Genomic DNA, 13,197 nt, shown 5'->3' with positions numbered 1-13,197 from the left:
CCGCGCCCGAGGAGCGACCCATGCCCCGGAGCGCGCCAGGCAGAAGAGCGAGCCGCTCGCCCCGGGCCGTGGGCTGCCGGGCCGCCGCGAGGCGTCTCATTTCGCGGGGGCGGGAGCGGACGCGGGGACGACCCGAGGAGCAGCAGCCGGAGCGGACGGAGAGGCCGCCACCTGCGGGGAGGCGCCGCCTGGCGCGGGCGCGGACTTGGGAGCCGCGGGCGCGGGGCTGGCACCCGCGGGCGCGGGCTTGGGAGCCGCGGAGGCGGGGCTGGCACCCGCGGGCGCGGGCTTCGAAGCTGCCGGGGGAGCTGCTGCGGGCGCGGGGTCGGGCGCGGCCACGAGGACATACGTGGGCTGCGGCAAGGAAGGGGCGTACGCGGCGGCGGAGGCATACTCGGCGAAGTTGCGGCTGGCCTCCACCACCTGAGGCGCCACCACCTCCGGCGTGCGACGGCACCGGGCGCACATCTCGTGGAGTGGACCCACGGCCTTGTAGAGCAGCGCCTCGAGGATGATGCCGTTGGTGTTGGCGGTGATGGCCTTGTTGTAGCCGAGCCCGCTCTCGTAGACGCCGGAGTACCAGCCGCGCTCCGGGGAGTACGCGCTGCCCACCGCGTTGAGCAGCACGGCGGAGTACGGATCCTGGGGGAAGAGGGTCGCCAGCGACAGCGCCGCCTTGGTGGAGATCGTCTTCAGCCCGTCGTGGCGCACGCCCTTGTCCGTGAGGGAGGCCCACGCCGTGCCGGCGGCATAGATGCTGTTGTAGATGAAGTAGGGCGACCGATCGATGTTGTCCTCGGAGACCGCCGTGGCGATGCCGGTCTGCTGCCAGCGCCGCTTCTGCACCTCGTAGATGGCGTTGATCAGCGAGCCATTCTCCTCATCCAGGCCGAACTCGAGCACGTCCAGCACATAGGACTCGGTGACCACGAAGTTGTAGGCCCCCAGCATGCGCGGGTCCCGCGTATCGATGGGCACCTGCACGCCGTAGATGTCCACCGAGCTGGCGAAGGCGTTGCGATAGGTGGCCGAGATGCGCTGATCGAAGCCCAGGCGCGCGAACATCTTCCCCGCGTACTGCTCATAGCCCCGGCGGCCCTCCTGTATGGAGACATCCTTGCGAGTGGAGGCGTTCATGGCGGCGCCGTAGAGCTGGCCGTCGCGCACCATGCGGTGGAACTTCCACCGCTGGACGATGTTGCGCACGGGCGGGACGTACTTCGGATACATGCAGCCCAGCAGCTGCAGCCAGGAGAGCATCCGCGCCATGTCCAGCGCCGAGTACCCGACGCCATCCTTCGAGGGCTTGTTGACGTAGTCCGTCAGCTCGCCGGTGACGGTGTTGTAGACCTTGTTGGGCAGCTCGTCCTGGTAGAGCCGCAGCGCCAACAGGGAGGCCAGCATGGGGGTGACGCGATCGTCGAACTGCTTGCGGGTGATGAAGCCCAGCTGCTCGGCGGCGATGGTGCCGGCCAGCGACGAGGCCAGGTCCCACATGGTGGTGGACGGGAAGTTGTCCGCGGCGTTGACCAGCCCTGTCTGCGGCTGGAGGTTGTTCTCGAAGTACTTCCAGGCCGTGCGGCCGATGGCGAGATCCTGCTCGCACAGCGGCTGCCGGGCCATGCAGCGGTTGTCCGGGTAGTCACTGACGGGGGAGCAGACCGGTGAGCGGGAGGGGCTTGCGGGCCGGGGAGCCGCGGCGGGCGAGGACTTCTTGCGCGGCAGCAGGCCCGGAGCCGAAGCCGCCGGCTCGAGGGCGGCGGCGTTGGAGCCCGTGGGCTCGGCGGCCACCGCGGCCCAGGAGCACAGCAGCAAGGGCAGGAGGACATGGGCGAGACGGAGGTGGATGAGGCGGCGCGACACGTCACCCTCCCTGGCGAGCCGGACTCAGCGGGCCTTCCAGCAGGTTGTGGCAGCGCTCCCCTTCAGAGCAGGAAGCACGCCAGACCTGGAACACCGAGGGATTGGGCCCAAATAGCTGGAATGACGTGGCACGCGGCCAGCACTCCAGGCTTCATCGTCGCGAAAAGCCATGGGTGTGGCGGATCACCTCACGCTCCGTGGTCGTCAGACCTCCTCGAACTTCGCGCCGGTGGCGCCCATGCGCTCCAAGGCGTCCTTGATCTCCTCGGAGACGATGAGGCTGCCGGGCCACCCATCGGGACGAAATACCCGAGCGTCTCCAATCTTCGCCTTGTCCACACGCATGTGGTCCACGGCGTAGTACTGGCCCACCTTCTCGGGAAGACCATCCTCCGGTTGCCAGAACTGCACCTTCGAGGTCTTCTCGTCGATGCATCGAATCAAGCGTGTGGCGACCAGGACCAGGTACTGCTCTGGCTGGCGTTCGATATCCACGGGGATGAGTTGCACGTCGTCAGGAGCCAGTTCCAGGAAGGCTGTTGCGACCCTGACGTGAACCACAGGGATCCGGGAGTTCGTCTCGGAGAAGTCCAGTGGTTTTCCCTCTTGTTCGATGCGGATCTTCAACCGCCCCTCGACATGCACGGGCGTACCGAGCCTGAAGTCCCAATCGTCCAGCTTGCGGCCTTTGCCATCAGTGGGGTTCTTCAGGTGCCAACGCCCTCGGACATACAGATCGTCGTGGAGTTCGAAGAAGCGCTTGGGCATGGACCCCCTCATCGTGGCCTACCTTGGGTGACGAGCTGGTTCAGCTCGGTGCCTGGCGCAGCTATCTCCTGAGCCAGCCTGTCGAGTGCCCGCGTCAGCCTCGCTCGGCATTCGGCGATGCTACGACAGCCTCTCGTTGCATCGTCCAGTCGCGTGTAGACGAGCCGATGGTAACGCTCGGGGTGAGGGCCCTTGTGCCCTGGAATGGGCACCACATTCTCCAGATCCTTCAGCCGCAATCCGGCCTTGGCGAAAAGCTCCCGGAATCGCGGAGTCCAAGGGCCTCCACGCAAGGTGGATTTCTCATTAGCAACGGTCGCGATGTGATGTTTCTGCGTGCGGTCGCCTCGCCCACCGCGTGCCGCCATCGCCACCGCGCCCGGGGGCAGCGTGACGACGAACCCCTCCGCCGTCACCGCCACCGACTCCACTGCTCCCACCTCGGACAGCAGGAGGCCTTCCTGGCCAACAGCCCGCATCGACACCTGCGCTGAACCGGGCAGCGTCCCCACCTGCTTGGCGAATCCTGCCGTCGTGTGCGTCAGCACCGCCATCGCCATCATGGCGAACGCCTGAGCCGCCTCTCTCGAGAACAACCTGCCGAACTTCTCTCCCGCCTCACGCAGTTCCTCGAAGGTGCGCGCAGCCTTCACCTCTTCCATCAGCTGGAACCAGCCCGTCACCAGGTTGTAGAGCGTCCGGGCACCCACCCAGAGAATGAGCGCCGCCGTCGCCCACGCGGCGATGAACTTCGTGACAGGCTCGGGCAGCGCCAGCAGGAACAGCAGCGTCACCACTGTCCACGTCGCCGCCTGCATGACGGCCTGCAGGCTCACCATCTCCCCCAGCGCCTTCTCGAACTCCTCCAGCACCGGGCTCTTGCTCAGAGCCATCGCCCACATGTAGCGGCCCTGCAGATCCAGGTACTTCCCGCCAATGAGCGCGCCTCCCAGGCAATCGCCCTCGACGCCATGGGCGCTCTGACACCAGCCCTTGTACCGGCGGACCCACTGCTGCTCCGCCTCCGTCAGCGTCCCTTCCAGGGGCGCGCCTGAATCGAGCGGGACCAGCTTCCGTTCTCGCAGCAGGTACAGGTAATCGCCGTACAGCGCGTCGAGCTGGAACAACCGCTCCGCCGTCTCACGTGGGGAGCCGAGAAGCCGCACCTCTCGCGCCAATCTCTGGATGGCACGGGTGGTTTCCTCCGGCGTCACCTCCACCGGTTCCACGGTAACGGTGCGAGGAAGAAGGACGATGCCTTCTCCCCCGGCTCCGGTTTCCACCCGGACCCGCTGCGGCGTGCCGCTGCACCCGAGCACCATGACCGCCAGAACCAGCGCTTCGGCCTTCCACAGCACCTGCCACGGCCCCATCGGGCACCCCCTTCCTACGAGGAGGACTCAGGTTGGAGGACCGCCTCGCCGCCAGCTCACCCCTCCGCCGTCGGGGCCTTCGTCTCCGCGGGAGCTTCGGGGCTCGCCGCGCTCGGAGCGGCAGGCTCCACGGTAGCGCCCATCGCGGGAGCAGTGCTCTCCACTGCCGGCGCCGAAGCCACCGCCGCCCCACCCACCGAAGCCGCCGCCGCGGCCCGCTCCGCCTCACGCTGCGCGGACTTCTCCGCTCCGCGCTCGGCATCCTTCAGGAACTCCATGTACTCGGCCTTCCGCTCCTCGGCCTGCTTCTGTGCCTTGGCCGCGCCCTGGGCCGCCGCGGCACGCCCACGCACCACCGCCCTATGGGACAGGAACACTCCCGCGGAGAACGCGATGACTCGCAGCGAGGTGTAGAACCACCCCGCCCACAGCCCCTCGAAGCCATCCCGGACGAACGAGAGCGCGAAGACGAAGAGCTGTCCCGAGAACGCCGCCCCCAACGAAGTCGACAGAGGCCTGAGCTCGAGGATGCGCGCGGCGCCGTAGCACATCACCGGCAGCACCCCGAGCACCCACAGGTGCTCCAGCACGATGGCGATGAGCACGCGCAGGGGCTCCACCTGCATCCCCTGGACACGCTCGCTCAGCCGCACCGTCAGGCTCACGGTGAGCACCGAGCCGACCACCAGCGAGAGGAAACCCATCCCCACGATGAACTGGAGGCGGCGAACACGGACGCGCAGCGAGTCTAGAACCTTGGGCGGCTTGGAGCTCACGCCGCCGGAGCCTAGCCCAAGCCCGGCCCGCAGGCGTCACGGCTCGTCGTCGAACACGTCCGCCGAGTCCCCAGCCGTGCGAGGAGGCGGCCCCTCTCCGTAGAACACCTCCTCCAGCACCAGCCCCTGCGGTGGCGCCGTGGGCCCCGCCCGCGTCCTGTCCCGAGACGCCAGCACCTCGGCCACCCATGCCTCCGGCTTGCGCCCCTTGCCCACCTCCACCAGCGTCCCCACCAGGTTGCGCACCATGTGCTTGAGGAACGCCGTGCCCTCCACCACGAAGAACACCGCGTCCCCCGCCGTGCCCTCCACGGCCAGCCGGCGCACCTCGCGCACCGCGTGCGCCGCCTGGCAGTCCGACGCCCGGAACGCCGAGAAGTCATGCCGCCCCAGCAGGTGCGTGGCCGCGCGCGCCATGGCCTCCACCTGGAGCGGAGCGTAGATCTCCCAGTGCGTGTGCCGCCGCAGCGGCGAGCGCGTGGGCCGGTTGCTCACCCGGTACCGATAGCGCTTGCCGCGAGACCAGCGCCTCGGATCGAACGCGGCCGGCACCTCCTCCGCGCGCACCACGGCGATGTCCTCGGGCAGCAGGCCGTTGAGCCCCATGAAGTACGCCTTGAGGGGCAGCTGGCGCTCCGTGTCGAAGCACACCACCTGCCCCGTCGCGTGCACTCCCGAGTCCGTCCGCCCCGCCGCCGCCACCTCCACCGGAGCGCCCAGCAGCCGGCCCAGCGCCTCCCGCAGCTCCGCCTGGATGGAGCGCCCGTTGGGCTGCACCTGCCAGCCCACATAACGCGTTCCGTCATACTCGAGGACCAGCTTCACGCGAGGCATGGCGTCCAGCAGCCTCCGTCGACCTAGCGGTACTTGAGCCAGGCCGCGAGCAGCTCTCCCACCATCTTGTTCACGCTCACGCCGCTGCGCTGCGCGATGGCCTCGAGCGCCTCGACCTGCTCCCCGGGGAGGGTGAGGCTGAGGAGCCGCTCGGAGGGGCTGCGGCCCTCTCGCATGGGGTTGGCCGCCATGGGCGTCACCTCGTCATCCAGCACCAGCACCTCGTCCGAGCTGGTGGTCTGCTTCACCAGCCGGCCCTGCTCCTCGCGCAGCTCGTCGTGGAACAGCTGCCGCAGGAAGTTCGACAGGTGCAGCGGCGTGGGGGTGAACTCGTAGGTGCTCAGGAACGCGTCGATCGCCGCGCGCATCTCCCCCGCCGTCTGGTAGCGCCGATCCCGATCCTTCTCGAGCGCCTTCATCAGGATGGCCTCGACGGGCTCGGGGATGTCCGCCTTGAAGTAGGACGGGGCGTAGATCTTCCCATCGGTGATGCTGCGCATCACCGCCACCTCGGACTCGCCGGTGAAGAGCCTGAAGCCCGTGAGCCACTCGTAGAGCACCACGCCCACCGAGAAGATGTCGCTGCGGCAGTCCAGGGGCTTGCCGTGGCACTGCTCGGGGCTCATGTAGCTGAGCTTGCCCTTGAGCTCGCCCGAGCGCGTCTGCTCCACCTGGTTGGCGGCCTTGGCGATGCCGAAGTCCAGCAGCTTCACCGTGCCATCGAAGGACACGAAGATGTTCTCGGGCGTCACGTCCCGGTGGACGATGTTCAGCGGGTTGCCGTACAGGTCCACCTTCTTGTGCGCGTAGTGCAACCCCGAGCACACGTCCGAGGCGATCCGCAGCGCGTACACCAGCGGGAAGGCAATCCCCAGCTCCTCGGCCTTGGGGATCACCTTCCGCATGTCCCGGCCGAAGATGTACTCCATGGCGATGAAGTAGCTCTCACCGATCTTCCCCAGGTCGTGGATCTGCACGATGTTGGGGTGGTTGAGCTGCGCCGCCAGCCGCGCCTCGTTGAGGAACATCTTCACGAAGGTGGCGTGCTTGGACAGGTGCGGGCGGATGCGCTTGATGACGACGGGCCGCTCCAGCCCCTCGCCATCCACCTGGTGCGCCAGGAAGATCTCCGCCATCCCGCCCACCGCGATGCGGTCGATGAGTCGGTACTTGCCGAAGCGGCTGGAGTCTCGGGTCGCGGGGCTGGAGGACATCGGGCTCGGAACAATAGCCGATAAGCGTGACAGAGCCGCGACTCTAACGCAGTTGAACGACGTTCACCTTGAGACCGGGAGGGGCCTCCGGGGAGGACGGGAAGTCGATCGGAGAGGGGCCGAGCGAGAGGACGGAGCGCCCCTGCCGGCCCGCGCGCCCCAGGCCCTCGGCCACCATGGCCTCGAAGCGCCGAGGCGGCAGGGTGGAGAGGTTGCAGCAGGCCACCAGCCGCCCCCCGGGGGCCACCACGCGCGCGGCGGCCTCGGCCAGCAGCGGGTAGTCCTTCGCCGCGGAGAAGCGGGTGGTGCGGGTGGTGGAGAAGGAGGGTGGGTCCGAGATGACGACATCGAACCCCTGCCCCTTCTTCGCCAGCCGCCCCAGCCAGTCGAAGACGTCCCCTGCTACATAGTCGTAGCGGTCCACGGCCTGAGCGTTCAGGCGGGCGTTCTCCTCGCCCCAGTCCAGCACGCGGCGGCTGGTGTCGATGTTGAGCACGCGCCGGGCGCCTCCCGCGGTAGCCACCACGCCGAAGGCACAGGTGTAGGAGAAGAGGTTGAGCACGGAGAGGCCCTTCACCTGCCCCAGCAGCCAGGCCCGCGTCTCGCGCATGTCCAGGTACAGCCCCACCGAGAGCCCCTGCGCCGGGCGGATCAGGAAGCGCAGGCCGTTCTCCAGCGCCTCGAGGGACTCCACCGGCTCGCCCCGGGCGGGCTGCTCCGGCGCCACCACGTCCCGAGCGGTGTTGGCCACCACGCGGGCCTCGCGCGGGCGGCGCTTCAGGTAGAGGCTGCGCGGCGCCCAGGCCTCGTGGGCGGCGGCGAGCAGGGCCTCCTCCTCGGAGGGAGCGAAGTCCCGGTAGAGGCTCACGACATGGACGCCCGCGTAGGAGTCCACGGTGACGTCGGGCACTCCGTCCGGGGCGCCATTCACCAGGCGGAGGGCGGTGGTGCTCGCGTCGGTGAGCAGGGCCCCCCGCCGCTCCCGGGCGGCGCGAAGCCGTTCGACGAGGGAGACGGGCGAGGAGCTCATCCGAGGCGGGCGCGGGTCCACACGCTGGCCAGAGCGGCGGTGGCGGCGGTGGCCAGCTCCGCGAAGTCCGTGCCGAGCAGCTGCCCCTCGCGCACGGCGACGCGGCCGTTGACGATGGTCCAGGCCACCCGCGAGCGGGCCAGCTGGCCGAGCAGGTGCGGCGAGTAGCCCGTCTCCGGGTCCGCCGCGGGGACGTAGTCGTATACCGCCAGGTCGGCGATGTCGCCCTCCTCCACCCTGCCCGAGGGCGCATTGAAGAGGCGGGTCACGAGCTCCGCGGGGCCGCTCACCAGCAGCTGCGACAGGGCGCCGTCCGGATCCGGCAGGCGGCCGGAGCGAGCGATGCGCATCAGCCCGATGAAGGCGGCCAGCACCTCGTCCCAGAGCGTCCCATGTCCGCTGGTGCCCAGCCCCACCATGTGGTGCCGGGAGAGGACCGCCTCCAGCGACTCGCCCGTGGGCTCGGAGGTGAGGTGGGCGCGCGGGCTGAGCGCCACGAAGGCGCCGACGGCCGCCAGCCGCTCGGCCTCCTGTGTGTTGATGCTCCGCGCCCGCGCGGCGATGGCGCGAGGGCCCAGCAGGCCCAGCTCCTCCAGCCGGGGGACGACGCGCTTGCCGTGCCGGGCGTAGGTGGCGGCGAGATCGTCCTCCCCCTCGGCCAGGTGGAAGAGGATGGGGGCCTGGAGCTCCTCGGACAGCGCGCTCACGCGGCGCAGGAGGCTGTCCTCACAGGAGTGGGAGGACTGGAAGCCCAGCGCGCCACGCACCAGCGGGTGGGAGCGGTAGCGCCGAACGAAGTCCGCGTTGGCCTCGAGGCAGGCCTGGGCGGGGGCGTCTCCCGAGAGGCTGTGGGTGATGTGGCCCGTCACCAGCCGGACGCCGAGCTGCTCGGCCACGCGCGCCTGGGCCTCGAGCGCTCCGGCCACGTCGGAGGGAGCCTCCACGTGCTCCACCACCAGGGTGATGCCGTCCCGCAGCGCCCGGGCCAGGGCGAACCGGGAGAGGGCCTCCACCTCGCCGGCCGTCAGCAGCGAGGCCACGTGCTTGCGCCGATCCTGGCGGGTGTCCGGCGCCCTCAGGAGGAAATTGCCGGTGGGGGGCAGGGTCTGCCCGCCCACGAGGTGGGTGTGACAGTCCACCAGCCCGGGAGCCACCAGCCGTCCCCGGCAGGCCACCTCCCAGTCTCCGGGAAGGACGGGGACGTCGGCATCCGGGGCGACGCGGCGGATGAGCCCGTCCTGCACCACCAGGGCCATGCCGGTGCGGACGCGTCCGTCCGCTCGGAAGATGGCGCAGTTCTTGAGCAGCAGGCGGCCTTCCATGCGTGCCCTCTCTTAGCACGGCCCGAGGGTAGCGTCCCCAGCGGCGCACGGGCGATGATGCGCCCGGCTCCGGGTGGCGCCCGTTCCGCATGCTCTTCAACACCGCCCTGTTCTGGCTGTTCTTCATCGCCTTCTTCGTGGCGTTCCACTTCGCCGCGCGGACGCGGGGGGCGAAGCTGTGGCTCGTGGTGGGCGGCAGCCTGCTCTTCTACGGGGCGTGGGATGTGCGCTGCGTGCCGCTGCTGCTCGGCACGGCGCTGCTGGACTTCTGGATCGCCCTGCGCCTGTCCCGCTCCCAGGACGAGCGCCGCCGCCGGGCACTCCTGGTGGTGAGCATCGTCGCCAACCTGGGGGTGCTGGCCTTCTTCAAGTACGCGCGATTCTTCGCGGACTCGGCGCACGGGCTGCTCGGCGCGCTGGGCGTCTCGGTGCCCGAGCCCACCTTCTCGCTCCTGCTCCCGGCGGGCATCTCCTTCTACACGTTCCAGAGCATGAGCTACACCATCGACGTGTACCGCCGGGAGCTGCCCGCTCGCGAGCGTCCCGAGGAGTTCCTGGCGGCGGTGTCGTTCTTCCCGCACCTGGTGGCCGGGCCCATCATCCGCGCCTCCGTGCTGCTGCCGCAGTTCGAGACGATGGAGCCACCCCGCTGGGAGCAGGTGCGGCGCGGCTACCTGCTCATCGCGGTGGGGCTCTTCAAGAAGACGGTGGCGGACCTGCTCGCGGCGCCCTCGGATGCGCTCTTCCAGGCCTCGGGGGCCACGAGCGCGCTGGAGGCCTGGACGGGGGCGCTCGCCTTCACGGGGCAGATCTACGCGGACTTCTCGGGCTACACGGACATCGCCATCGGCGTGGCCTTGCTGCTGGGCTTCGTGCTGCCACCGAACTTCGATCTGCCGTACCTGGCCACCTCGCCCATCGACTTCTGGCGCCGCTGGCACCTGTCCTTGTCCACGTGGCTGCGCGACTACCTCTACATCCCGCTGGGCGGGAACCGCACGGGCCGCTACCGCAACCTGGTGTTCACCATGCTGCTGGGCGGGCTGTGGCACGGGGCCAACTGGACGTTCGTCCTCTGGGGCCTGTACCACGGGCTGCTGCTGGTGGTGGCGCACCTGCTGGTGGGGCGCTTCCCCGCGCTGAAGCAGACGCCCTCGGCCGCGGTGCGCTGGCTGAAGCGGCTGGGCACGCTCTACCTGGTGGTGCTCGGGTGGGTGCTGTTCCGCGCGGAGAGCCTGCCCGCGGCGCTCCGGGTGCTGCGGGGCATGCACGTGCCCGCGGTGCCCTCCTCCTTCACCTGGCCCGCCGTGCTCACCCTGCTGTTCGTGGTGGTGGGGCTCGTCCTGTGCCACGCGGCCTCCGCGCTCGCGGAGAAGACCGAGCTGCGTCAGCGTCCCTTCGCCCTGTGGCCCGTGGTGGCCACCTGCCTGGCCGTGGCCATCGCCATCGGGATGCCGGGGCACAGCTTCATCTACTTCCAGTTCTGAGCCCGCCCGTGCCCTCGCCCTCCCCCTCCAGCGATCGGATCGCCGCCCGGACCCTCGGGGTGGGGCTCGTGCTGCTGGTGGCCGCGCTCGGGCTGGCGCGCGGGTTCGTCTCCCTGCTGGTGCGCACCACCTCTCCGGAGCTGCGCGCCCAGTTCACCGAGGGCTCCATCCGGCTGGAGGAGTTCCTCGGAGCGCTGCCCGAGCTGGCCCAGCGTGAGGACGCGGTGCTCGTCTTCGGCTCGTCGCTCATCCAGCACGGCTTCTCTCCGGAGACCTTCGAGAAGCACCTCCCGTCGCCCGCCACCGCGTACAACCTCGGCTTCCCCGGTGTGGATCCCGAGATGCAGGCCCTGCTCGCCCGCCGAGTAGCGGACGCCTTCGAGCGCAGTGGCCGCAAGGCCCGGCTCTCCCTGGTGGAGTTCACCCCCTTCCAGGCCACCCTGGCGCGTGGCCGCTCCCCCTGGTACCGGGAGCAGTCCGCCGTGAAGAAGGCCCTGCTGGCCGATCTCCTCACGCTCGCCCAGGAGGCGCGCCGCTCGCCGGAGGAGGCCTCGCACCTGGGAGCGCTGCGGCTGATGGGGGGCACCTCGTCGCTCTCGGTGACGTCCCTGCTGGAGACCCGCCTCTTCGACGCGCCGCCCCCCGCCTGGTGGCCGGTGCCTCCGCCCGAGGACCCGAGCGCGGAGCGCAAGGCCTGGGTGTCGCGCATCCACGAGGGCCGGGCCGCCATCGAGCGCCGGCAGGTCCCCGAGTGGGATCCCGTCCGCAGAGGCGAGGTGCGCTGGATCTTCGACGAGACGCGCGAGGCCTACCTGGCCTGGGCCCGGCTGCGCAGCGTGCCGGAGGTGCTGGAGTCGGAGCGGGAGTGGAGGGTGGAGACAGCCGACATGCTGGAGCTGCGCTTCGACGACGCGCAGGTGACGGCCTTCATCCAGGCCGTGCGCGCCCTGGCCGCCGTGTCCCTCGAGACGCGGGTGGTGCTGGCGCCCCGGAACCGGGCCTGGAACCAGCCTACCCCCGAGGGCCGTGCCCGCCTGGCTGCTGTCCTGGCGCGCATCGAGCGGGAGGCGGGGGTGCCGGTGCTGGACCTGGCCGAGAGCCCGGAGTTCGGCCCGGAGGACTTCATCGACGTGACGCACCTCAACGAGTCCAGCGGCCGGCCCAAGCTGTCCCGGCGGCTCGCGGAGGCGGTGGCCGACCCAGGGGGCCGGGGTGTCGCGGAAGACGCGGCTCCCTGATCGCTCGCCCCAGAGGGCGGGTATACTGGGAGTGATGACCGCGTCGACCCCCACCCTGGCCCACGGGCCCGCCACGTCCACCCCCGCGTCGCGCGGGAGCCTGCCGTTCCGGGGGCTGTGGCTCTTCTCGCCGCGGGCGGACGCGGCGTTCCTCACGCTGCCCATCCTGCTCACGGTGGGCTCGGCGGTGGTGAGCGCGCTGGTGGGGCTGCGGGCGGCGGACGAGGTGAACCGGCTCGCGGTGTGGACGGCGCAGAACATCCTCGGCAACGGCACCCACGTGGTGCTCACCTACCTGCTCTTCGCGGTGCACCGGGACGTGCTCACCGCCGAGCCGAAGCAGCCCCGCATCATCCTTGCGGGCACGCTGGCCATGCTCGCGGTGGGCGCGGCGTTCATCCTCACGTACTACATGAACAAGGATGCCCACGTGTACATCGTGGGCGTCCTCTTCAACATCTTCGGGCTGCACCACACGCTGTCGCAGCACAAGGGCTTCTGGGCGCTGCACACGCTGCGCGGCCACCAGGCCGGGCTCGGGTCCGGCAACCCTCGGGAGCGCACGCTGCAGCAGACCTACGTGCCGCTGGTGCTCACCCTCATCCTGGTGCGCCTCTTCTTCGTCCCCGACTCGGCCGCCCCGGGCGCCACGCCGTACCTGGACGTGGGCCAGGGCGCGCTGCTGCCCCATGGCGCGCTGGCGGTGATCCTCGCCGTGTGGCTGGGCTTCTTCGCGCTGCTGTTCCGCACCGTGCTGCGCGCGGGCAACGCCAGCGGGCCCAAGGTGCTGTACCTGCTCGCGGTGGCCACTGCGACGGGGCTGACGCTGGTGGCTCCCATGTGGGGCAACGTGATGCTGCCCGCCATGCACGGCCTCGAGTACTACATGATCACCGCGCGGATGATGGAGCCTCGCGAGGGAGATCCGCCGGCCCGGCTGGGGCGCGCGTGGATCTGGCCGCTGATGATCCTGTCCATGCTGCCGCTGCTGGCGCTGGGCGTCATCCACGGGCTGCTGCTGGACGGCGCGGGCCGAGGCACCCTGGGCACGGCCGATCCCACCGGGAGCAGCTCGCACACGATCCTCCGCGTCGTCACCTCCCTGAGCCTCGGGGTGGTGCTGGCCCACTACTTCGCGGATGCGTTCATCTACCGGTTCCGCATCCCGAGCATCCGCAAGGTGATGCTGCGTCGGCTCGGCTTCGCGCCCCCGGCGGCGCCGGCCAGCGCTCCGGCGACTCCCGCCGCCCCGAGTGCCGCGATGCCACCCGTGGCGAGCGTGGGATAGCGTG

Annotated in this window: 11 protein-coding genes; 3 read left to right on the top strand and 8 right to left on the bottom strand. The window is 70.2% G+C overall.

Features of this window, described 5'->3' with window-relative positions:
* Positions 1–96: 96 nt before the first annotated feature.
* The 8 genes from KY572_RS43270 to KY572_RS43235 all read right to left on the bottom strand — a co-directional run bounded on the left by KY572_RS43270 (position 97) and on the right by KY572_RS43235 (position 9,180).
* A complete protein-coding gene (locus tag KY572_RS43270) occupies positions 97–1,863 on the bottom strand; it encodes a DUF3131 domain-containing protein (RefSeq protein WP_224249642.1) in 1,767 nt (588 codons plus the stop codon).
* A 204-nt stretch (positions 1,864–2,067) separates the two neighbouring features.
* Positions 2,068–2,631, bottom strand: a complete 564-nt coding sequence (locus tag KY572_RS43265) for an imm11 family protein (protein WP_224249641.1) — start codon at positions 2,629–2,631, stop codon at positions 2,068–2,070.
* Positions 2,632–2,639: 8 nt separating this feature from the next.
* Positions 2,640–4,004 carry an AHH domain-containing protein gene (locus KY572_RS43260; RefSeq protein WP_224249640.1) on the bottom strand — a complete coding sequence of 455 codons (1,365 nt, stop codon included), beginning with the start codon at positions 4,002–4,004 and terminating at the stop codon, positions 2,640–2,642.
* A 56-nt stretch (positions 4,005–4,060) separates the two neighbouring features.
* Complete coding sequence (locus KY572_RS43255; RefSeq protein WP_224249639.1) at positions 4,061–4,780, bottom strand: hypothetical protein; 720 nt, start codon at positions 4,778–4,780, stop codon at positions 4,061–4,063.
* A 36-nt stretch (positions 4,781–4,816) separates the two neighbouring features.
* On the bottom strand, positions 4,817–5,614 hold the full coding sequence (truA, locus tag KY572_RS43250; protein ID WP_224249638.1) for a tRNA pseudouridine(38-40) synthase TruA: 798 nt from the start codon (positions 5,612–5,614) through the stop codon (positions 4,817–4,819).
* A gap of 23 nt (positions 5,615–5,637) precedes the next feature.
* On the bottom strand, positions 5,638–6,828 hold the full coding sequence (locus KY572_RS43245; protein ID WP_224249637.1) for a serine/threonine protein kinase: 1,191 nt from the start codon (positions 6,826–6,828) through the stop codon (positions 5,638–5,640).
* A gap of 43 nt (positions 6,829–6,871) precedes the next feature.
* Positions 6,872–7,858: a class I SAM-dependent rRNA methyltransferase gene (locus KY572_RS43240; RefSeq protein ID WP_224249636.1), complete on the bottom strand. Its 987-nt coding sequence runs from the start codon at positions 7,856–7,858 to the stop codon at positions 6,872–6,874.
* A complete protein-coding gene (locus tag KY572_RS43235) occupies positions 7,855–9,180 on the bottom strand; it encodes an amidohydrolase family protein (protein WP_224249635.1) in 1,326 nt (441 codons plus the stop codon). The genes KY572_RS43240 and KY572_RS43235 overlap by 4 nt, the downstream gene beginning before the upstream one ends.
* A gap of 89 nt (positions 9,181–9,269) precedes the next feature.
* Here KY572_RS43235 and KY572_RS43230 point away from each other — a divergent pair, with 89 nt between their 5' ends.
* The 3 genes from KY572_RS43230 to KY572_RS43220 are packed head-to-tail and all read left to right on the top strand — an operon-like array spanning position 9,270 to position 13,193.
* Positions 9,270–10,667 carry an MBOAT family O-acyltransferase gene (locus tag KY572_RS43230; protein WP_224249634.1) on the top strand — a complete coding sequence of 466 codons (1,398 nt, stop codon included), beginning with the start codon at positions 9,270–9,272 and terminating at the stop codon, positions 10,665–10,667.
* An 8-nt stretch (positions 10,668–10,675) separates the two neighbouring features.
* The gene (locus KY572_RS43225) at positions 10,676–11,905 is read left to right on the top strand and encodes an SGNH/GDSL hydrolase family protein (RefSeq protein ID WP_224249633.1); all 1,230 of its coding nucleotides are present in this window, start codon (positions 10,676–10,678) and stop codon (positions 11,903–11,905) included.
* 34 nt (positions 11,906–11,939) lie between these two features.
* The gene (locus KY572_RS43220; RefSeq protein WP_224249632.1) at positions 11,940–13,193 is read left to right on the top strand and encodes a hypothetical protein; all 1,254 of its coding nucleotides are present in this window, start codon (positions 11,940–11,942) and stop codon (positions 13,191–13,193) included.
* Positions 13,194–13,197 lie beyond the last annotated feature (4 nt).

This window comes from Hyalangium gracile, assembly GCF_020103725.1.
GTDB lineage: Bacteria > Myxococcota > Myxococcia > Myxococcales > Myxococcaceae > Hyalangium > Hyalangium gracile.
Note: the sequence above shows the minus strand (reverse complement) of the source record. Positions and strands in the feature narration are given on the sequence as shown.